Source organism: Sphaerisporangium sp. B11E5 (genome assembly GCF_039871875.1).
Classification (GTDB): Bacteria; Actinomycetota; Actinomycetes; order Streptosporangiales; family Streptosporangiaceae; genus Sphaerisporangium.
The window spans coordinates 46282-66178 of sequence record NZ_JBDPMD010000045.1; the positions used below are offsets into that span (position 1 = coordinate 46282).

17 protein-coding genes and 1 riboswitch are annotated in these 19897 nt (G+C 70.0%); of the genes, 4 read left to right on the forward strand and 13 right to left on the reverse strand.

The window, feature by feature from the left end; translation table 11 throughout:
• Positions 1 to 51: 51 nt before the first annotated feature.
• The 4 genes from ABGB17_RS30570 to ABGB17_RS30585 all read right to left on the reverse strand — a co-directional run bounded on the left by ABGB17_RS30570 (position 52) and on the right by ABGB17_RS30585 (position 4583).
• Positions 52 to 2199: a (Fe-S)-binding protein gene (locus ABGB17_RS30570; RefSeq protein WP_347635782.1), complete on the reverse strand. Its 2148-nt coding sequence runs from the start codon at positions 2197 to 2199 to the stop codon at positions 52 to 54.
• A 171-nt stretch (positions 2200 to 2370) separates the two neighbouring features.
• On the reverse strand, positions 2371 to 2964 hold the full coding sequence (locus ABGB17_RS30575) for a TetR family transcriptional regulator (RefSeq protein WP_347635785.1): 594 nt from the start codon (positions 2962 to 2964) through the stop codon (positions 2371 to 2373).
• Positions 2957 to 3754 carry a class I SAM-dependent methyltransferase gene (locus ABGB17_RS30580; protein ID WP_347635789.1) on the reverse strand — a complete coding sequence of 266 codons (798 nt, stop codon included), beginning with the start codon at positions 3752 to 3754 and terminating at the stop codon, positions 2957 to 2959. Before ABGB17_RS30580 ends, ABGB17_RS30575 begins: the two co-directional genes overlap by 8 nt.
• Before the next feature lie 13 nt (positions 3755 to 3767).
• Positions 3768 to 4583: a sugar phosphate isomerase/epimerase gene (locus tag ABGB17_RS30585; RefSeq protein ID WP_347635793.1), complete on the reverse strand. Its 816-nt coding sequence runs from the start codon at positions 4581 to 4583 to the stop codon at positions 3768 to 3770.
• A 145-nt stretch (positions 4584 to 4728) separates the two neighbouring features.
• On the opposite strand from ABGB17_RS30585, the gene ABGB17_RS30590 reads away from it, so the two are divergent.
• The 3 genes from ABGB17_RS30590 (at position 4729) to disA (ending at position 8079) form a co-directional block, all read left to right on the forward strand.
• A complete protein-coding gene (locus ABGB17_RS30590) occupies positions 4729 to 5427 on the forward strand; it encodes a class I SAM-dependent methyltransferase (RefSeq protein ID WP_347635797.1) in 699 nt (232 codons plus the stop codon).
• Between the two features lie 36 nt (positions 5428 to 5463).
• Complete coding sequence (gene radA / locus ABGB17_RS30595) at positions 5464 to 6894, forward strand: DNA repair protein RadA (RefSeq protein ID WP_347635801.1); 1431 nt, start codon at positions 5464 to 5466, stop codon at positions 6892 to 6894.
• 96 nt (positions 6895 to 6990) lie between these two features.
• Positions 6991 to 8079, forward strand: coding sequence for a DNA integrity scanning diadenylate cyclase DisA (gene disA / locus ABGB17_RS30600; RefSeq protein ID WP_347635805.1), 1089 nt, complete (start codon positions 6991 to 6993; stop codon positions 8077 to 8079).
• Positions 8080 to 8086: 7 nt separating this feature from the next.
• Here disA and ABGB17_RS30605 read toward each other — a convergent pair whose 3' ends face one another.
• From ABGB17_RS30605 to ABGB17_RS30640, 8 genes are all read right to left on the reverse strand, one after another.
• Positions 8087 to 8728, reverse strand: coding sequence for a hypothetical protein (locus tag ABGB17_RS30605; protein WP_347635809.1), 642 nt, complete (start codon positions 8726 to 8728; stop codon positions 8087 to 8089).
• A gap of 75 nt (positions 8729 to 8803) precedes the next feature.
• A complete protein-coding gene (locus ABGB17_RS30610) occupies positions 8804 to 9679 on the reverse strand; it encodes an A/G-specific adenine glycosylase (protein WP_347635812.1) in 876 nt (291 codons plus the stop codon).
• A gap of 60 nt (positions 9680 to 9739) precedes the next feature.
• A complete protein-coding gene (locus tag ABGB17_RS30615) occupies positions 9740 to 10672 on the reverse strand; it encodes a TIM barrel protein (protein WP_347635816.1) in 933 nt (310 codons plus the stop codon).
• Positions 10673 to 11038: 366 nt separating this feature from the next.
• Positions 11039 to 13585, reverse strand: coding sequence for an ATP-dependent Clp protease ATP-binding subunit (locus tag ABGB17_RS30620; RefSeq protein WP_347635820.1), 2547 nt, complete (start codon positions 13583 to 13585; stop codon positions 11039 to 11041).
• Positions 13586 to 13896: 311 nt separating this feature from the next.
• Positions 13897 to 14229 carry an Lsr2 family protein gene (locus tag ABGB17_RS30625; RefSeq protein WP_347635824.1) on the reverse strand — a complete coding sequence of 111 codons (333 nt, stop codon included), beginning with the start codon at positions 14227 to 14229 and terminating at the stop codon, positions 13897 to 13899.
• 557 nt (positions 14230 to 14786) lie between these two features.
• A complete protein-coding gene (locus ABGB17_RS30630; protein ID WP_347635828.1) occupies positions 14787 to 15515 on the reverse strand; it encodes an RDD family protein in 729 nt (242 codons plus the stop codon).
• A 167-nt stretch (positions 15516 to 15682) separates the two neighbouring features.
• The gene (locus ABGB17_RS30635) at positions 15683 to 17083 is read right to left on the reverse strand and encodes an RDD family protein (protein ID WP_347635831.1); all 1401 of its coding nucleotides are present in this window, start codon (positions 17081 to 17083) and stop codon (positions 15683 to 15685) included.
• A 126-nt stretch (positions 17084 to 17209) separates the two neighbouring features.
• Entirely contained in the window at positions 17210 to 17755 is a 546-nt protein-coding gene (locus ABGB17_RS30640) for an amino-acid N-acetyltransferase (RefSeq protein ID WP_347635835.1), read from the reverse strand.
• A 366-nt stretch (positions 17756 to 18121) separates the two neighbouring features.
• Positions 18122 to 18323: riboswitch (cyclic di-AMP (ydaO/yuaA leader) on the forward strand.
• 5 nt (positions 18324 to 18328) lie between these two features.
• Here ABGB17_RS30640 and ABGB17_RS30645 point away from each other — a divergent pair.
• Positions 18329 to 19426 carry an NlpC/P60 family protein gene (locus ABGB17_RS30645; RefSeq protein WP_347635839.1) on the forward strand — a complete coding sequence of 366 codons (1098 nt, stop codon included), beginning with the start codon at positions 18329 to 18331 and terminating at the stop codon, positions 19424 to 19426.
• 8 nt (positions 19427 to 19434) lie between these two features.
• On the opposite strand, the gene ABGB17_RS30650 is transcribed toward ABGB17_RS30645, so the two are convergent.
• A complete protein-coding gene (locus tag ABGB17_RS30650; RefSeq protein ID WP_343072946.1) occupies positions 19435 to 19626 on the reverse strand; it encodes a LuxR C-terminal-related transcriptional regulator in 192 nt (63 codons plus the stop codon).
• Positions 19627 to 19897 lie beyond the last annotated feature (271 nt).

A 19897-nucleotide genomic window follows, 5' to 3' on the forward strand; every position in this document is an offset into this window, starting at 1 on the left:
CGTGATTTCTCTGTTATGTGGAGAAAGGGTTTCGGGCCCGCCGCCGGGCGTTCAGGCGGTGGTCGTCCCACCTTTCACAGAGGTCACTAGAAGCTGCGCGACGTCCACGACCTCCAGCGTCTCCTTGGCCTCGCCGCTGTTCTTCTTCTCGTTGATCGCGTCGCCGAGCATCACGAGGCAGAAGGGGCACGCCGTGGACACGCGGTCGGGATCGGTGGTGAGCGCCTCGTCCACCCGTTCGGTGTTGATGCGCTTGCCGATGCGCTCCTCCATCCACATGCGCGCCCCGCCCGCGCCGCAGCAGAACCCGCGGTCCTTGCAGCGGTGCATCTCCTGGGACCGCACGCCGGGCACCTTGGCCATGATGTCGCGCGGCTGCGCGTACACCTTGTTGTGCCGGCCGAGGAAGCACGGGTCGTGGTAGGTGATCTTCTCCTCGATCGGGGTGACCGGGGTGAGCTTGCCGTCCTCCACGAGCTTGGCCAGCAACTGGGTGTGGTGCACCACCTCGAAGGCGCCGCCGAGCTGCGGGTACTCGTTGGCCAGGGTGTTGAAGCAGTGCGGGCAGGTGGCCACGATCTTGGTGACGCCCGCCTCGTTCAGCGTCTCGATGTTCTGCTGGGCGAGCATGTTGAACAGGAACTCCATGCCGAGACGCCGCGCCGGGTCGCCCGTGCAGGCCTCCATCGGGCCGAGCACCCCGAAGCGCACGCCGGCCATGTGGAGCAGCTCGGCCACGGCCTTGGTGGTCTTCTTGGCGCGGTCCTCAAGAGCTCCCGCGCAGCCGACCCAGAAGAGGTACTCCATGTCCTCGGGCATCTTGTCCTCGATGACGGTGACCTCGATCGGGTCGATCTCGCGGGAGGCCAGCTCCTCGATCCACTCGGCCCGCTTCATCTCGGACATGCCCCACGGGTTGCCCTTGTTCTCCAGGTTCTTCAGCATCACGCCCGCCTCGGACGGGAAGCTGGACTCGATCATCACCTGGTAGCGGCGCATGTCGATGATGTGGTCGATGTGCTCGATGTCCACCGGGCACTGCTCGACGCACGCGCCGCAGTTGGTGCAGGACCACAGGACGTCCGGGTGGATCACCCCGTTCTCGCCGACCAGCGGCTTGCCGGCCAGGGCGAGCACGTCCTCGGGGAGCTTCTCGCGCTCCTGCTCGGAGGCCAGCAGGTACGGCGCGATGGCGAACGCGTGGTCGCGCTGGTCGAGGATCAGCATCTTGGGCGACAGCGGCTTGCCGGTGTTCCACGCCGGGCACTGCGACTGGCAGCGGCCGCACTCGGTGCAGGTGTAGAAGTCGAGGAAACCCTTCCAGGTGGTGTCCTCCAGCTTGCCCCGGCCGAAGACGTCGGTGTCGGGGTCGGCCTCCTCGAAGTCGAGCACCTTGCCGTTGCTGCGCATCTCGGGCACGGCGCCGAGGCCGTCCGGACGGCGGGCGAACATGACGTTCAGCGGCGCGGTGCCGATGTGCAGGTGCTTGGAGTTGACCACGATGACGAGGAACACCAGCATGACGCCGAGGTGCAGCAGCAGGCCGAAAGGTTCGAGCACCTCGTTGACGCCCTCGCCGAGGGGCCGCAGCAGCGCGGCCACGCCCTGTGAGGCGAAGGCGCCCGAGTCGTAGGGGAAGTTGCCGGTGTTGATCGCCGCGCCGCGGAACAGGAACAGCGACCAGATCACGTTGAAGATCATGAACAGGATCAGCCAGGCGCCGCCGAGGTGCGAGCCGCTGAACCGGGAGTCGCGGCCGAGCTTCTTCGGCGAGTTGGCGACGCGGATGGCGGCGAAGCCGGCGAGGCCCGCGAGGCAGGCGACCGCGATGAGGTCCTGGAGGAACCCGAGCACCGGCCAGGTGCCGATCAGCGGGATGTGGAAGTCGGGAGTGCCGGTGACGGCGCCCTGGATCAGCGCGCCGTACGCCTCCAGGTAGACGGTCGCGAGGATCACGAACGCCCAGAACACCACGAAGTGGGCGACGCCCGAAGGCGTCCACTTCAGCAGCTTCTTCTGCCCGAACACCTCGACCAACTGGGCCTTTAGCTCGGCGCCGACGTTGTCCCTGGCGTAGGCGAGACGCTCAGGGGCGGGCTGGCCGCTCGTGGCGAGGCGCCGCAGGTAACGCACGCGGCGCCCGGCGATCGCTATCGCGGCGGCGGTCATGACCAGCCCGATGATCGCTACAAGGAGCACAGGCCCTCCCTATCTACGGCGTGGCCGCCCGGTCACCGCTCGTCTCCACCGGCCGGCACCCGAATAGTACCCGCGGGTAACTTATGGGCGTGACCGGCGGCTCACGCGGCGGCGATCGCTACCAGAACCGATACTAGAAGAGTGCTCTGGTGGCCGTCCCGGCAGGGGCGATCATTGCTCGGCGAGGTAGCGCTGGATCGTCGGTGCCAGCAGCTCCACCAGCTCCTCGATCTCCACCGACGCGATCGGCTCGAGGCGCAGGACGTACCGCAGCACGATCACGCCGAACATCTGGGCGAACGCCACCTCCATGCGGATCGGCGCGATGCCGAGCGCCTCCACGACCCGGTTCAGCACCGACCGGGTCAGGAACTCGCGCAACATCGCGACCACCTGCTCGTTGGTGGTGGCGCTGCGGACCAGCGCCAGCACCGGCTCGCGGGCCGCCGGCTCGGACGTCAGGGTCAGGATGAACCGCACCAGGCGCTCGCCGACCTGCTCGCGCGGCCCCTGGATGATCATCGGGACCGCCTTGGACGGGTCGATGGGCAGGCTCAGCGCCGCGACGAAGAGGCCCTCCTTGGTGGAGAAGTAGTGGTGGACCAGCGCCGGGTCCACCCCGGCCTCCCGGGCGATGCCGCGGATCGTCGCCTTGTCGAAGCCCTTGTCCGCGAAGGTCTTGCGGGCCGCGGCGATGATCTCGTTCCGCGTGTCGGTCAGGCCGGGACGGCGGCCCGGACGCCGGCGCGCCGCGCCCTCAGCCATCGGCGTCCCGGGGCGTGCGGGCCATCGCGAGGTAGACGCGCATGGGGACCTCCAGCTCGCCGTCCAGGGCCGCCTTGCGCAGCTCGTCCCGCTCCCGCACCACCACGGCGGTGGCCGCCTCGTCGCCGAGCGAGGCCACGAACGCGTGGGAGCGCAGGTCGAGCAGCATGTCGTCCACGCTGATACGCCGTACCCAGTGGATCCACGCCTCCTGGACCGAGAGGCCCGCCTCCCCCATGGCGCGGGCCACCTGCGGCACCCGCCACTGCGGCAGCGCCGGGCCCCAGTACGCCGGGCAGCTCTCCGCCAGCCGCCGCTCGAACGCCACCAGCCAGTCCGCGCCGGTGCCCTGCGCGTCGTCCGGCGTGGCGCCGAGATCGACGGTGTTCCACCACGCCGCCACGACGCCGCCCGGGCGCAGCACCCGCACGGCCTCCCTGATCGAGTCCACCGGGCGCAGCCAGTGCCACGACTGGGCGTAGCACACCAGATCGGCGGTGCCCGAGCGCAACGGGAGCATGTTGCCGTCCCCCACGACCACGCCGGGGCGGGCCGAGTGGGAGACCAGCCGGGCCAGCATGCGCTCGCCGGGGTCGATCGCCGTCACCCGGGCGCCCCGGGCGAGCAGGCCCCTCGTCGCGATGCCCGTGCCCGCGCCGACGTCGACCACGACGGCGCCGTCCAGCGTCATCTCGCACAGCGCGGCCACCGCGTCGTACACGCCGTCGGGGTAGCCGGGCCGGGCGGCGTCGTAGTACTCGGCGACGCGGTCGAACACCTCATGACTCATGGCGACGAGTAGATCACGCCGTGGAGGACGCGGCGAAGTGCAGACGGGCGAACGCGAGACCCTCGGCCAGGTCGTCGATGCGCTCGCTGCGGCCGGCCGCCTTGCGGGTGTTGATCTCGAGGACGATGAGGCCGCCGTAGCCGTTGGTGGCCAGCCGCTCCAGGATGCGGGCGCACGGCTGGCTGCCCCGGCCCGGCACCAGGTGCTCGTCCTTGTTCGTGGTGCCTATGCCGTCGGCGAGGTGGAGGTGGGCCAGCCGGTCGCCGAGCTTCTCGGCCATCTCCAGCGCGTCGGAGCCGGACACGGCGGTGTGGGACAGGTCGAGGGTGACCTGGGGGTAGTCCTGGTCGATGGGGTTCCAGCCCGGGGAGTAGGGCACGACCTCGGCGCCACGGGCGCGCAAGGGGAACATGTTCTCCACGGCGAAGGTCACATCGGTCTCCTCACGCATGCGGGCGAGACCGGTCTCGAAGTCGCGGGCGTACTCCCGCTGCCAGCGGAACGGCGGGTGGACCACCACCGTCCGCGCCCCCAGCCGCTCGGCGGCCTTACGGGCACGGACCAGCTTGGCCCACGGGTCGCGCCCCCACACCCGCTGCGTCACCAGCAGGCACGGGGCGTGCACGGCCAGAACCGGCACGTGGTAATGGTCGGACAGCCGTTCCAGCACGTCGATGTCCTGACTCACCGGATCGGCGCCCACCATGACCTCGACACCGTCGTAGCCCAGACGCGCGGCCAGCTCGAAGGCGTCCGGAGTGCGCTCCGGATACACCGACGCGGTGGACAGAGCGATCTTGGCATTCGGCACTCGGATGACGTCGGTCACAATTGCCAGCCTAAGCCGGTCCACGCCCCCCCGGCGCTCCGCAACCCCCAACCTGTCAAGATCATCCTTCCCGCCCCACCTCACCTCACGGCGGCGACGCCGTGCGATGGCCCGCCGGATCACCCGGGCGCACTAGCCTGTGCCCATGGCGCGGATCGCGAGAGGGGCCATCCCCAGTCCCAACATCTGGAACACACCGGAGGTCTACGAGCTGGAGAACCGCGCCGTCGACCCCGAGGGGGTCGCCGACGCGGCCATGCGGGCGATACGGCCGTGGGACGGCGGGGTCGTGCTGGACATCGGGTGCGGCACGGGGTTCCACCTGCCGGGGTACGCGGCCGGCGCGCGCAGGGTCGTCGGGGTGGAGCCGCATCCCAAGCTGGCGGAGCGGGCCGCCGACAGGTGCCGGGGGATGGCGAACGTCTCGGTGCGCACCGCCACGGCCCAGGACCTGCCGCTCCCCGACGCCTCGGTGGACGTCGCCGTGGCCCGATGGGCGTACTTCTTCGGCCCCGGGTGCGAGCCGGGCCTGCGCGAGCTGTCCAGGGTCGTGCGCCGCGGCGGGGCCGCGTTCGTCGTGGATCTGGACGGCGCGAGGGGCGCGTTCGGGCGGTGGTTCACCAGGACCGTCCCCGCGTACTCCCCCGAGCGTGTGGAAGCCTTCTGGACACGCCAGGGATGGATGCGCCGCGACCTCGACCTGCGCATGGTCTTCACCGCGCGGGCCGACCTTGAGGCCGTGCTGCGCATCGAGTTCGCCCCGGACGTGGCCGAGGAGGCCGTCGCCGCCACCCCCGGACTGGAGATCGACTACCCCAATGTCCTGCGCTGGCGTCTTTTCTGACCCCGGACTGTCGCCGGGGCGGGATAGCGTGCCCGCATGACCAAGACGCAGAAGCCCGGGTACCGCTGCGCCGAGTGCGGCTGGCGCACCACCAAATGGGTGGGGCGCTGCGGCGAGTGCCAGGCGTGGGGCACGGTCGACGAGGAGGGCGCGCGAGCGGGCGTGCACGTCGTCCAAGGAGGGGCCGTCTCCTCGCCGGCGCTGCCGATCGGGCAGGTCAAGGCCGAGTTCGCCCGGGCGCGCACCACCGGGGTCGGCGAGCTGGACCGGGTGCTCGGCGGAGGGCTGGTGCCGGGGGCGGTGGTGCTGCTGGCGGGTGAGCCGGGCATCGGCAAGTCCACGCTGCTGCTGGAGGCCGCGGCGAGCCTCGCCCGGCACGAGACCGTGCTCTACGTCACCGGCGAGGAGTCCGCGGCCCAGGTGCGCATGCGCGCCGACCGCATCGGCGCCATCCGCGACCAGCTCTACCTCGCCGCAGAGACCGACCTCGCCGCCCTGGTCAGCCACGTCGAGAAGGTCCAGCCCCGGCTGCTGATCGTCGACTCGGTGCAGACCATCGGCTCCACGCAGACCACCGGCGTACCGGGCGGCGTCACCCAGGTGCGCGAGGTCACCGGCAACCTCGTGCGCCTCGCCAAGGAGCGCGGCATGTCCACGGTGCTGGTCGGCCACGTCACCAAGGAGGGCTCGATCGCCGGGCCCCGCGTGCTGGAGCACCTGGTCGACGTCGTGCTCCACTTCGAGGGCGACCGCCACTCGCGGCTGCGCATGGTCCGCTGCATCAAGAACCGCTTCGGCCCCACCGACGAGGTCGGCTGCTTCGACCTCAACGAGCGCGGCATCCAGGGCCTGCCCGACCCGAGCGGCCTGTTCGTCTCCCGCCGCTCCGAGCCGGTGCCCGGCACCTGCGTCACCGTCACGGTCGAGGGCACCCGCCCGCTGCCCGCCGAGGTCCAGGCCCTCGTCGGGCCCACCGACGCCCAGCAGCCCCGCCGCTCCACCTCGGGCCTCGACCCGTTCCGGGTCACCATGATCCTCGCGGTGCTGGAGCGGCGCCTCAACGCCCGGCTGAGCGGCTGCGACGTGTTCACCGCCACCGTCGGCGGCATCCGCCTGAACGACCCCGCCGTGGACCTCGCGGTCATGCTCGCCGTGGCCAGCGCCGCAGGCGACCGCCCGCTGCCACCCGGCCTGGTGGTGCTCGGCGAGGTCGGGCTGGCCGGTGAGCTGCGCCCGGTACGCGACATCAGGCGCCGGGTCGCCGAGGCGGCCCGGCTCGGCTTCACCCGCGCCCTGGTGCCCATGGGCTCGCTCGACCAGGACACCCCGCCGCCCGGCACCGAGGGGAACGACGCCCTGCGTCCCGTTCCCGTGGGCCGACGACCGGCCCGCACCACGGCGCTCACCTCCGGTTTCGAGGTCACCGAGGCGGAGAACGTCTGGGACGCCCTCACCCACGTCACCTGACCTCCGGGTGAGACCGCCGGGTCCGGGTGGCTTCACCCAGGCCCGGGCGGGCCCCTCCCCGGTAAACTGGCGACGTCAGCGACCAGCGGGGGCCATGTGGCTAACATCGACAAGGGGATCGACGAGCGGCGAAGATCCATCCTTGCCGCGCTCGCTCCGGGCACCGAGCTACGCGACGGCCTGGAGCGCATTCTGCGTGGCCACACGGGGGCACTGATCGTCCTCGGTTACGACACCGAGGTCGAGAGCGTCTGCACCGGCGGCTTCACACTCGACGTCGAGTTCTCCGCCACACGGCTGCGCGAGCTGGCCAAGATGGACGGCGCCATCGTGGTCGACCAGGCCGCCGGCAAGATCGTGCGTGCCGCCGTGCACCTCGTGCCGGACTCGGCCCTGCCCACCAACGAGTCGGGCACCCGCCACCGCACCGCGCAACGCGTCGCCCGGCAGACCGGCTTCCCCGTGATCTCCATCAGCAAGTCGATGCGCATCATCGCGCTCTACCTCGACGGCGTGCGGTACGTCCTGGAGGAGTCCGCCGCCATCCTGTCCAAGGCCAACCAGGCGCTGGCGACGCTCGAACGCTACAAGATGCGCCTGGACGAGGTCTCCGGCACCCTGTCCGCCCTGGAGATCGAGGACCTGGTCACCGCACGCGACGTCGCGGTCGTGGTCCAGCGCCTGGAGATGGTCCGCCGCATCGCCGGCGAGATCGAGGGCTACGTCGTGGAGCTCGGCACCGACGGCCGGCTGCTCTCCCTGCAACTGGCCGAGCTGGTGGCCGGCGTGGAGGGCGACCGCGACCTGATCATGCGCGACTACCTCCCGTCAGGGAAGGAACGCCGTCCACGCCGCGTCCCCGAGTCCCTGGCCGAGCTGGACCGGCTGTCCGCCTCCGACCTCCTGGACCTGACCGCCGTGGGCCGTGTGCTGGGCCACGCCGGCTCCGAAGCCCTGGAGTCCCCCGTGAGCCCCCGAGGCTTCCGCCTCCTGGCGAAGGTCCCCCGCCTCCCCGGCAGCGTGGTGGACCGCCTCGTGGACCACTTCGGCGGCCTCCAGAAGCTCCTGGCCGCCAGCACCGCCGACCTCCAGTCCGTCGGCGGCGTAGGCGAGTCGCGCGCCCGCAGCGTCCGCGAGGGCCTCTCCCGCCTCGCCGAGGCCTCCATCTTGGAACGCTACGTCTGACGCCCCGTCAGCGGAGGTGGAAGATCAGTTCGTGGCTGCGCAGGGCGCCGAGGCGGGCGGTCGCCACGTAGGTGCCGGGGCGGGCTCGGGGGCGTTCCGAGTGACAGTCGGGGCCTGAGCGGCGGCGATCCCATCTCACTTCTGTCACGTGTGGGACGCCTCTGCGCAGGGTGTGCATGTCGCGGCCGGGGCCGCTCACGCAGTCGGTGGTGGACCAGATGCGGTCGCCGCCAGAGGTGATCATCGTTTCGACGGCGCGCCGGCCGAGGTCGACGGCGCATGACAGGTGGCCGGTGTTCACCACCGTCAGCAGGAAGCTCGGGGTACGGCCGGCCGCGTACACGCGGGACTCGGCGTGGAGGCTCAGCACCAGGTCGGGGCCGCGGCACGGCTCTTCGGGCTCCGGTGACGGCGGGGGGGCCGCTCCGGGACGTGCCGCCGTCTGGTCGGTGCGCGGTGCCGCGGTGGGGCCGCTGCTCTTGCCGGGCTTCGCGTGGGTTCCCGCGCCCAGGCCTCCGGACGCGCTGCTGCACGCCCATGCCACGACCGCGACCACCACGAGCACGCCGACCAGCACGGCGACTCGCCTGCGCCAGTACACCTCAGGCCCGTCTACTCCTATGTCACCACGGAACGTGTCCGGATCCATACTCATAGTATGGAGAGAACTGGCCATCGAGGAGGTGTCGACCCGCCGATCCGGGAAACCGCCGGACGGGCGGGGTCAGCCCGCGGTGCCGGGGAGGCGGTACGTGCCGTCGGGCATGGGCTCGGCCAGACCGTCGGCGATGAGACCGTCAAGGGCGCGCTCGCGCTGCACGGCGTCGGCCCAGACGGCGTCCAGAGCGGCCTTCGGCACGGGAGCGTGCGCCTCACGCAGGACGGCCAGCAGGCGGCCGCGGCACTGGCGGTCGGTGCCGGCGTAGGTCTGGCCGCGGCGGGCGGGGCCGTCGTACGCGGGGCGGCCGGCCAGGCGCCAGGCGCAGTGGGCGGCGACGGGGCAGCCGGCGCAGCGCGGGGCGCGGGCGGTGCAGACCAGGGCGCCGAGTTCCATCACCGCCACCGCCCAGCGGGGGGCGTCCACCGGGGGGACCAGCGACTCGGCCAGGGCGCGCTCGGCCGCCGTGGTGGTCTTCGGCGGGAACTCCTCGCCCCGCACGGCGCGGGCCAGCACCCGGCGCACGTTGGTGTCGAGCACGGCGTGGCCGGCCCCGTAGGCGAAGCTGGCGACGGCCGCCGCCGTGTAGTCGCCGACACCCGGCAGGCGGCGCAGCTCGTCGTAGGTGGACGGCACCCGCCCGCCGTGGTCGTCCGTGATGGCCCTGGCGCACGCGTGGAGGTTGAGTGCGCGCCGCGGATACCCCAGGCGGCCCCAGTGCCGCACCGCCTCCCCGGGCGGCTCGGCGGCCAGCGCGGCGGGCGTGGGCCAGCGCCGCATCCAGTCCTCCCAGACCGGCAGCACCCGTGCCACGGGGGTCTGCTGGAGCATGATCTCGCTGACCAGCACACCCCAGGCGTCCGTGCCGGGGCGCCGCCACGGCAGGTCGCGCGCCGCGACCCCGTACCACTCGACAATCGCCTCTCGCAGCCCGCCTGCCATGCCCCGAGCCTAGTGGCCGGCCGCACACCCTGTTCGCGAAGTACAGCGGGGAGTAGGGGGTCAGGCGGCGAGTTTCAGGCCGAGAGCGGTCAGGTTGCGGCGGGTCCAGTCCAGGTCGGCGGCGAGGGTGGCCACCAGGGCGGCGGGGCCCTTGTTCTTGGCGGGGGTGGTCAGGCCGTGGGTCTCGACCTCGATGTGGGCGCCGGCCCGGGGGTGGGTGCTGAGGATCGTGGAGAGGGTGTCCTCCAGAATCGCCTGCGGGGTCTCGCTGCTGTGGACGTGGCCCAGCTTGACCACCGAGGACCCGGCGGCGGCCACCCCGCGCAGCGCGGCGCCGGGCTCGGTGGTGCCGCAGGTGAGGTGGCAGGCGTCCAGGGAGACGCCGAGGTACTCGGAGTCGATGCCGCAGACGCGCTCGACGGCCTGCTCGGTGGTCTCCAGGACGCAGCCGGGCCACGGCTGGAAGCCGACGCGGATGGTCTTGCCGGTGACGCTGTGCAGGCCGCGCAGCTCGCGGGACAGGCGGTCGAGGCGGCGGGACGCTATGGCGTGCAGGTCGGCGGGCCAGTCGCGGCGCCAGCCGATGGGGATGGTGGTGATGCTGCCGAAGCGGACGTCGTCCGGCAGCAGGTAAGCGAGGATCTTGGCCAGCGCCATGGTGTACCGGTACCGCTCGGGCTTGGCCCAGTCGGGGCCAGGCGAGTCCTGGCCCATGCCACGGCCGCCGGCGCCGTTGAGGCTGACGACCTCCAGGCCGCGCTCCTCCAGCGAGCGGCGCAGCCGGACCAGCTCGATGCGATCGGCGGTGAGGTGGTCGGCGACCGCCGGGGCGAGCCAGAGGCCGATGCCGAGGCGCGCCACACCGAGCCGCTTGCGCACCGGGACGGCGTAGCGGGTCAGGTGGGCGATCAGGTTCTCCAGGTCCTCCGCGGGGTGGACGCCCGCGTTGTAGGACAGGTGAACGAGCGTGCCGTCCTCGTGACACAGGCGCATCCGGTGCCTCCCAGGCATACTGCGTTTGTCCGGCTTCCGCGCAGCGCGCGTCGGAGCCCCCTGCCGCGGTGGTCCCTACTGACGGGCACGGCCGGAGCGAGTCTGCCCGGCACGCACCCCTCCCCGCGTCCGCCTGGCAGCGGATCGTCCGCTACGCCGGCGGGAGGATCCCCGCGCGAATCACCACCCGGTGAACCCCGGTGATCGGCCGGCTCGCGGGCCCGGCCGGATTCGCTCTACAGAGTGTAGTACTACCTGCCGTGGTGGCATAGCGAATCACACCAAAACGATCTCACCAAATACGAAAGACCCCCCGTGAGAAGTTTCACGGGGGGTCTCGCGCGTTTCTGCTGGTACCGCCGGGTGCTACGCGGGACGGCGGTCCGCCGGCGCGGCGGCGGCACCGGCCCGGCTGCTCGCCGGCTCGCGGAAGCCCTCGGCCGATTCGGGCAGGTCCTGCGGACGCTGCTCGCCGGTGAAGACGAACGTGGCGCCCTCACCCTCACCCTCGATGGTCACCTTGACGACCTGGCCGGGACGCAGGTCGCCGTACAGGATCTTCTCCGACAGCGTGTCCTCCAGCTCGCGCTGGATGGTGCGCCGCAGCGGCCGGGCGCCGAGCACGGGGTCGTACCCGCGGTCGGCCAGCACCTGCTTGGCCTCGGAGGTGAGCTCCAGGCCCATGTCGCGGTCCTTCAGGCGGGCGTCCACCTGGGCCAGCATCAGGTCGACGATCTGGATGATCTCGCCCGGCGTGAGCTGGTGGAAGACCACGGTGTCGTCGACACGGTTGAGGAACTCGGGCCGGAAGTGCTGCTTGAGCTCCTCCTGGACCTTCGCCTTCATGCGGTCGTAGTTGCCCTCGACGTCGTTGGTCTTCGCGAACCCGACCCCGATGCCCTTGGAGATGTCCCGGGTGCCGAGGTTGGTCGTCATGATGATGACGGTGTTCTTGAAGTCCACGACGCGACCCTGGGCGTCGGTCAGGCGACCGTCCTCCAGGATCTGGAGCAGCGAGTTGAAGATGTCCGGGTGGGCCTTCTCGATCTCGTCGAACAGGACCACGGAGAACGGCTTGCGCCGGACCTTCTCGGTGAGCTGGCCGCCCTCCTCGTACCCGACGTAGCCGGGCGGGGAGCCGAACAGCCGCGAGACGGTGTGCTTCTCCATGAACTCGGACATGTCCAGCATGATCAGCGCGTCCTCGTCCCCGAACAGGAACTCGGCCAGCGCCTTGGACAGCTCGGTCTTACCGACACCGGACGGGCCGGCGAAAATGAACGAGCCACCGGGACGGCGCGGGTCCTTCAGACCCGCCCGCGTGCGGCGGATGGCCCGCGACAGACCCTTGATGGCGTCGTCCTGGCCGATGATCCGCTTGTGGAGCTCGTCCTCCATGCGGAGCAGCCGCTGGGACTCCTCCTCGGTGAGCTTGAACACCGGGATGCCGGTCGCGGTCGCCAGGACCTCGGCGATGAGCTCCTCGGTGACCTCGGCCACGACGTCCATGTCGCCGGCCTTCCACTCCTTCTCGCGCCGGTCGCGCTTGAGCTGGAGCTGCTTCTCCTGGTCACGCAGGGCCGCGGCCTTCTCGAAGTCCTGCGCGTCGATCGCGGACTCCTTGTCCCGGCGCACCTGGGCGATCTTCTCGTCGAACTCGCGGAGGTCCGGCGGGGCGGTCATGCGGCGGATGCGCATGCGCGAGCCGGCCTCGTCGATGAGGTCGATCGCCTTGTCCGGCAGGAACCGGTCGCTGATGTAGCGGTCGGCGAGCTGCGCCGCCGCCACCAGCGCGGCGTCGGTGATGGTGACGCGGTGGTGGGCCTCGTAACGGTCGCGCAGGCCCTTGAGGATCTCGATGGTGTGGCTCAGGCTGGGCTCGGCCACCTGGATCGGCTGGAACCGGCGCTCCAGCGCGGCGTCCTTCTCGAGGTGCTTGCGGTACTCGTCGAGCGTGGTCGCGCCGATGGTCTGCAGCTCGCCGCGGGCGAGCATCGGCTTGAGGATGCTCGCGGCGTCGATGGCGCCCTCGGCGGCGCCCGCGCCGACCAGGGTGTGCAGCTCGTCGATGAACAGGATGATGTCGCCCCGGGTGCGGATCTCCTTGAGGACCTTCTTCAGGCGCTCCTCGAAGTCACCGCGGTAGCGGGAGCCGGCGACCAGGGCGCCGAGGTCGAGCGTGTAGAGCTGCTTGTCCTTGAGCGTCTCGGGCACCTCGCCCTTGACGATCTTCTGGGACAGGCCCTCGACGACCGCGGTCTTGCCCACGCCGGGCTCGCCCACCAGCACCGGGTTGTTCTTGGTGCGGCGGGACAGCACCTGCATGACCCGCTCGATCTCCTTGTCGCGGCCGATCACCGGGTCCAGCTTGCCCTCGCGGGCGGCCTGGGTGAGGTTGCGGCCGAACTGGTCGAGCACGAGCGAGGTGGAGGGGGCGGACTCCGCGGGCCCACCGGCCGCCGCGGGCTCCTTGCCCTGGTAGCCGTGCAGCAACTGGATCACTTGCTGGCGCACGCGGTTCAAGTCGGCGCCGAGCTTCACCAGCACCTGAGCCGCGACACCCTCGCCCTCCCGGATCAGACCCAGGAGGATGTGCTCGGTGCCGATGTAGTTGTGACCCAGCTGCAAAGCCTCACGAAGCGACAGCTCGAGCACCTTCTTGGCCCGCGGCGTGAACGGGATGTGCCCCGACGGCGCCGACTGGCCCTGCCCGATGATCTCCTCGACCTGCTGCCGCACACCTTCAAGACTGATCCCAAGACTCTCCAGAGCCTTGGCGGCCACACCCTCCCCCTCGTGGATCAACCCGAGAAGAATGTGCTCAGTACCGATGTAGTTGTGGTTGAGCATCCTGGCTTCCTCCTGAGCCAGGACGACAACCCGCCGTGCGCGGTCAGTGAACCTCTCGAACATGTCGTCGCTCCTCACAGAGCGGCCAGGCTGCTCGGGATATCCGGGCCCGCCGCATCCGCATGCTAGCCCCGACCGGTGACCGCTCTATGCACATGAGCGTTCCCCGGGAGCAGGGCGTTCACGCTCCATCCAACTACTGTTGGGGGCCCGCGTGTTCCCTCTACGCCGCAAGCGAACGACGTTTAACCCGCAGTTTTCCTACGGACGCTCGATCACGTGCCGGACGATCTCGACCGGATAAACGGGATCATGCGGCTATGACGGCGCCGTGAAGGCGCGCCGCCGCCATAGCCGGTGATCATATGTGGACGTCAGTGCGCCGCCTCGTACTTCTCCACCACGGAAGAGGCAATGCGCCCCCGCTCGCTGACCGAGATGCCGTGTGCCTTCGCCCAGGCCCTGATCTCCGAGCTCTTTTCCCGGGACGGACGCTGGCCCGCGCCCCGCCTGCGGCCGCGGGCGGGTGTGCTCTCGGCTCTGCGTGCGCTGGACACGAATTGGGACAGCGCGTCACGGAGCTTCTTGGCGTTATCGCCGCTCAGGTCAATCTCGTAAGCGGCGCCATCAATCGCGAAGGTGACAGTCTCACTGGCCTCGCCACCATCGAGGTCGTCGATGAGTATCTTCTGGATCTGCGTGGCCATCTGGCAATCCTTTCGCAGAGCATAGTTCTTTTCGTCAGCCAAACATATACCCGGCAACCCTGGCTGACAATTCAGGATGCTGTTGTGATTGAAGTGGAACCGAGTGGCCGTCGCCGGCTCAGCCTGAAGAAGCCTCCGAAGACTTCTCCGAGGGTTCCGTCGCCCGCCCCCGGGCCCGCGCTTCGGAACGCACGAGCTTCACCACGGCGACGATGACCACCACGGCGACTACCGCTGGCGGTATCAACGCGGACAATACATCGTTCATTGATCCTCGCTCCACGCGGGGGGGCGGGATTCAGCGGCCCCCACGTTAATTGTCACACGAGACTCCCTCAGCCCGTACCACGGTTGCCTGATCCGGGAGTCAGGATCCGACTCTAGCCCCACACGAGGTCAGGGCAGGTTGCGGGGCCGGGTCCCAAACCCGGCCGAAGGACCGTTCCACGCTTATCCCGTCTCTCCAGCCGTCTTACCGGATGGCCCGGGAATGGTGATCCTCCCGAAAACACCGACGGGGCGGCCGCAGCGCGGCCGCCCCGTCGAAAAAACCCGTCTCAGCGGGGCGCCTTGACGACAACCGTCCCCGCGATCTTGTCGTGCGGGCCCTGATGCCGGGGCTTGTCCACGAGGATTAGGATCGCCAGCACGAGCACGAAGATGGAGGCCAGCCATCCGACGACGGGAATGCCGTAGAGAGCCATCACGCCGGGGAAGATAGCGGAACGCTTCATGACGGCGCCCGAATCAACCGGGCCGCCGGCCGCCGACACCAGGCGGATCTTCATGACCTTCTTACCGAGCGTCTGCCCGTCCTTGGAATGCAGCACATAGTCATAGGCGGCATACGCGCCGAAGGCGATGATCGCGGCGAGCAGACCGGGCAGGACGACCGATCCGGTGGCCGCCGAGGGGTCCGCCAGGATATCCGCGACCGAGGGCCCGAACATGCTGTAGAAGATGGAATTCAAGATCCCGTAGACGACGCTGAAGATCAGGCCGTCGAGGAACCGGGCCACCCAGCGCTCCCACCAGAGGGCGAGCGGAGCCTGGCCGTAGGGGTCCGGCTGGCCGTAGCCCTGCTGAGGGTAGCCCTGCTCGCCGTACGCCGGCTGGCCGTAGCCCTGCGGCTGGCCGTAGCCCTGGGGGTCGCCGTACTGCGGGCCCGGCTGCTGGCCGTAACCCTGCGGCTGGCCGTACTGCTGACCGTACTGCTGCCCGTACTGCGGATCGGGCTGCTGGGGGTGCCCGTAGGGGCCACTCCCGGGGGGTGGTTCCGCCGTCATCTGATCACCTTTCGCGACAGGCGAACGGGCACACGCCGTTCATGCAAGGTCCTATCGCAAGTAGGGGTAGGCCCGTTACCACTTTGCCCACTTCGCACCCGTAATGTTCAACAGCAAGAACACGAAAACAGGGCCGGGTACGATCCCCGGCCCTGTCCGCGCCCCGGTCACCTGACCTTGACGACCACCGTCTTCGCGGCCTTGTCGTGCAGACACTGCTGGTACGGCTTGTCCCAGAACTGCCACAGCACGTTCACCAGCGCGAAGATGCCGACCACGATGCTCACGAACGGGATCCAGCGCAGCAACTGCGGCCCGAAGAACACCGCGGCGCGCTTGACCGCCGCGTCGCTGGGCAGCCCGCCCTCAAGGGAGCCCCCAAGGGTGATGACCTTGATGCCCATGGCCATCTTGCCGACCGTCTGGCCGCGGCTCTTGTGCATGAAGAAGTCGTAGACGACGTAGATCGCGCCCACGATCAGCGCCAGCGCGAGCTCGTAGAGGAACACGCCGCCGCCCTCGACGACCTGGCCCGTCGACGGGTCGAAGCTCGGCTGGGTCACCAGCACGGCAAGCAGGATCACGGTGAGGATGACCGTGGGGATCGCGAGGAGCACACCGTCGATGATGCGCGCCACCAGGCGCTGCCACCACTCGGCGAGCGGCGCCGGCACCCCGGCCGGGCCCGGGCCCGTCGCGCCGTAGGGCTTGGGGTAACCCTGCTCGCCGTACGCCGGCTGGCCGTAGCCCTGCTGCTGCCCGTATCCCTGGGCCCCGTACTGCTGCTGCCCGTAGGCGGCCTGCGGGTCCTGCTGGCCGTACTGCTGCCCGTACTGCTGCTGGCCGTAGCCCTGCTGACCCTGCTGGCCGTAGCCCTGCGCGCCGTAACCCTGCTGCGCCTGCTGACCGTAGCCCTGGCCGTACTGCTGCTGCTCCTGGCCGTAGCCCTGCTGGCCCTGCTGGCCCTGCTGGCCGTACCCCTGCTGCTGGCCGTAGCCGGAGGGGTCCTGCTGGCCGTACTGCTGCTGGGGGTAGCCGTTCTGGTCGTAGCCCTGCTGGCCGTACTGCTGGCCTTGCTGGGCCTGCTGGCCCTGGCCGTAGCCCTGCTGCTGGCCGTAACCCTGCTGCGCCTGCTGGCCGTAGCCCTGCCCGTACTGCTGCTGCTCCTGGCCGTAGCCCTGCTGCTGCCCGTACTGCTGGCCGTAACCCTGCTGGCTCTGCTGACCCTGCTGACCGTAGCCCTGGCCGTACTGCTGCTGGCCGTAGCCCTGGCCGTACTGCTGACCCTGCTGTCCCTGCTGTCCCTGCGACTGCTGGGGGTATCCCTGGCCGTACGCTCCGGTCCCGCCCTGCTGACCGTAGGGGTCCTGCTGGCCGTAGGACTGCTGTCCGTACGACTGCTGCTGGGGATAACCGTGTTCCGACGTCGGCTGGGGGCGGTGGACGACTGTGACCTCCGGGTCGAGACCCGCTCCGGGACGCTCGGCCTGCTGTCCATACTGCGGAGTCCCGGATGACGGGTTGTCGTCCGGTTCGTCACGTGGGTACGGCGGCTGTCCGGTGCTCACCGTTTCACCTCACTTCGGCTTCGCATGTGGCAAATGTCAGGCACACATGCTGTGGTGCTGCCCAACGTAGCGACAGCGGGATCAACAGTCACCTTTCCATGGCGTCATCCCAGGGGTCAGGAAGGCTCAGGAAGGCGGCGAGAGATGGAGGAGCATGCGCGTGTTGCCCAGAGTGTTCGGTTTGACGTGTTCCAGATCCAGGAACTCCGCGACGCCCTCATCGTAGGAGTCCAGCAACTCCGCGTACACCTCAGGTGATACGGGTGTGCCCTGGATCTCGGCGAATCCGTGCCTGGCGAAGAACTCCACCTCGAAGGTGAGGCAGAACACCCGGCGCAGCCCGAGCTCCCTGGCGGTGTCGAGCAGCGCCGCCACGATGCGGTGCCCGATGCCCCGCCCCCGGCAGCGCACGTCCACCGCCACCGTGCGGATCTCGGCGAGGTCCTCCCACAGCACGTGCAGCGCCCCGCAGCCGACCACCTCGCCGCCCCGCTCGGCGACCCAGAACTCCTGCACGTCCTCGTACAAGGTGACCGTGGCCTTGCGCAGCAAGCGGGGCCCGTCGCCGGAATACGACTCGACCAATCGCCCGATGGCCCGGACGTCCGTCGCGCGGGCACGCCGGACGACCAACTCGCTCCCGGCCGGCACGGACTCCACGACCTGCTCCATGACCGGCCAGCGTATCCGCAGGCAGCACGCGTCGCCGACCTGCGCCGGCGCGCGTCGGCGATAACGGACGGCCCCAAATTAGGCCAGGTCCGATTCCGGTCGCGGTGGGTAGCCGGGCGAGCGCGAGCCGTCGAAACGCGGCAGGACGTCCCGTAAACGCCATAACAAGACGGCAGCGACCTGCGACTTCGCCGTCACGGGAGCGTAAAGCGGACGTCTTCCCAGCGTAAAGCGGGTTTGTGGCCCGTCCCGGCGTGATCGCTCCGTGATGCGGCGGTTGTGATTCCTCTACAGAATTCGTAGTTCTGGTTGAGCAGGAACCTGAGCTGCACTAGTGTCACGGCTCGATCCCGGTCATCGCCCACGATGGCCGGACCGCCTAATCCCGGCCACCTCCGACACGCCGGGAACCGGGGAACCACATGGCACCCGCCGGTACCGTCCGGCCGCCGATCCCCCGGGGTGAATCCGAGAGGGAGGCATCGCGATCTTCGCGACCGGTCACTCGGTAGGGCTACTCCCGCCCGAACCCGTCAGCTAACCCGGTAGGCGGCCGAGGAGAGGAGCTCGTTGGTGCACGCTGGGCGCACGCCTGGGAAGAGCACGGGCCGGCACGCCCGCCCCCTGGACCACCGGTCCCGGTTCGGCGCGGCTGTGACGGCCATGACGGCCCGAGTGGCCCGCGTACGACCGGGGCGCCTGCCCCGCCGTGTCGCCATGGTCACCGTCGCCCTGACCGCCCTGACGTTCGGCACGCCGCTGATGTCCGCGACCGCCGAGCCCAAGCCGAGCCTGAACGAGCTCAAGAACCAGGTCGAACGCCTCTACAACGACATCGAGGCGCTGACCGAGCAGTACAACGGCCAGAAGGAGCGCCTGAAGCAGGCACAGCGCTCGGCCAAGCTCGCCAACCAGACGCTGGAGAAGAGCCAGGCCGACCTGGAGGAGAAGCGCCAGAAGGCGGGGCTCTACGCCCAGGACGCCTACATGACCGGCGGCATCGGCTCCTCACTCGCCCTCGCGATGTCCGGCGACCCCGAGGGCTACCTCGACCGCGCGGCCACGACGTACGCCCTGCAGCTCCAGCAGGGCGAGGAGGTCTCGCAGATCACCAAGGCGATGGACAGCGCCGAGCGTGCCAAGGAGAGCGCCAAGGCCCGCGAGGCCGAGGTCAAGAAGCTCGTCGCCGAGCTCGACGCGAAGCGGGACAAGATCCGCGGTCTGGTGACCCGCACCGAGAGCAGCCTGTTCCGCCGGGCCCTCTCGCAGGTGGGCGGCTACGGCAGGGCCACCAAGGTGGCCATCCCGATCCCCGGGGACGGCAAGGCGGCCGAGGCCGTCAGGTGGGCGCTCACGCAGCAGCTCAAGCCGTACGTCTGGGGCGCGGAGGGCCCGAACTCCTACGACTGCTCCGGCCTGGTCATGTGGGCCTACCAGAAGGTCGGCATCAGCCTCCCGCACTACACCGGCGACCAGTGGACCGCGGGCACCCATGTGTCCCGTGAGGAGATGCGCCCGGGCGACCTCGTGTTCTTCTACAGCGACCTGCACCACGTGGGCATCTACATCGGCGGCGGCATGATGGTGCACGCCCCCCGCACCGGCGACGTGGTGCGGGTGGCGCCGATCGGCAACCGCCCGTTCGCGGGTGCCGTGCGCATCGCCGACTGACCTTCGGATCAGATCAGCCGGCGACGGGCCGCCCAGGCCACCGCCTCGATCGCGGTGGCCACGCCGATGCGGTCGCAGATGCCGCGCAGGCGGCGGCGGACGGTGCGGCCGCTCACGTCGAGCCGCCGGCCGACTCGATCGACGGTGACGCCCTTGGCCAGTTCGGCGAGCAGCAGCAGATCATCGTCGGTCAGTCCCACGTCTGATCCCGCGGGAATGTCATTTCCCCGGGAAACCAGATCCGGATACGCCATCGGGTGTCCTCTCCCCCACGACGAACTCGGCTACATACTTGAATGCTTCGGCCCGCCCGTCAGGAACGGTAAACGCCACGTTGAAAGGTCGTCAAGCACTGACCGCGATACCTGTTACGTTCGTCATTGACATACCACTCCATATGTGAACTACTCATGACATGTTTACGAGCCCGTAGCGGGGCGGACAGCGGCGATCAAGGGGAGGGGCGCCGAC

Excerpts from the sequence above, each read along its gene's own strand:
- ABGB17_RS30575 (WP_347635785.1), bottom strand. The coding sequence starts at position 2,964 with ATGGCTGAGGGCGCGGCGCGCCGGCGTCCGGGCCGCCGTCCCGGCCTG.
- ABGB17_RS30580 (WP_347635789.1), bottom strand. The coding sequence starts at position 3,754 with ATGAGTCATGAGGTGTTCGACCGCGTCGCCGAGTACTACGACGCCGCC.
- ABGB17_RS30590 (WP_347635797.1), top strand. The coding sequence starts at position 4,729 with ATGGCGCGGATCGCGAGAGGGGCCATCCCCAGTCCCAACATCTGGAAC.
- radA (WP_347635801.1), top strand. The coding sequence starts at position 5,464 with ATGACCAAGACGCAGAAGCCCGGGTACCGCTGCGCCGAGTGCGGCTGG.
- ABGB17_RS30605 (WP_347635809.1), bottom strand. The coding sequence starts at position 8,728 with ATGGATCCGGACACGTTCCGTGGTGACATAGGAGTAGACGGGCCTGAG.
- ABGB17_RS30610 (WP_347635812.1), bottom strand. The coding sequence starts at position 9,679 with ATGGCAGGCGGGCTGCGAGAGGCGATTGTCGAGTGGTACGGGGTCGCG.
- ABGB17_RS30615 (WP_347635816.1), bottom strand. The coding sequence starts at position 10,672 with ATGCGCCTGTGTCACGAGGACGGCACGCTCGTTCACCTGTCCTACAAC.
- ABGB17_RS30620 (WP_347635820.1), bottom strand. The coding sequence starts at position 13,585 with ATGTTCGAGAGGTTCACTGACCGCGCACGGCGGGTTGTCGTCCTGGCT.
- ABGB17_RS30625 (WP_347635824.1), bottom strand. The coding sequence starts at position 14,229 with ATGGCCACGCAGATCCAGAAGATACTCATCGACGACCTCGATGGTGGC.
- ABGB17_RS30630 (WP_347635828.1), bottom strand. The coding sequence starts at position 15,515 with ATGACGGCGGAACCACCCCCCGGGAGTGGCCCCTACGGGCACCCCCAG.
- ABGB17_RS30640 (WP_347635835.1), bottom strand. The coding sequence starts at position 17,755 with ATGGAGCAGGTCGTGGAGTCCGTGCCGGCCGGGAGCGAGTTGGTCGTC.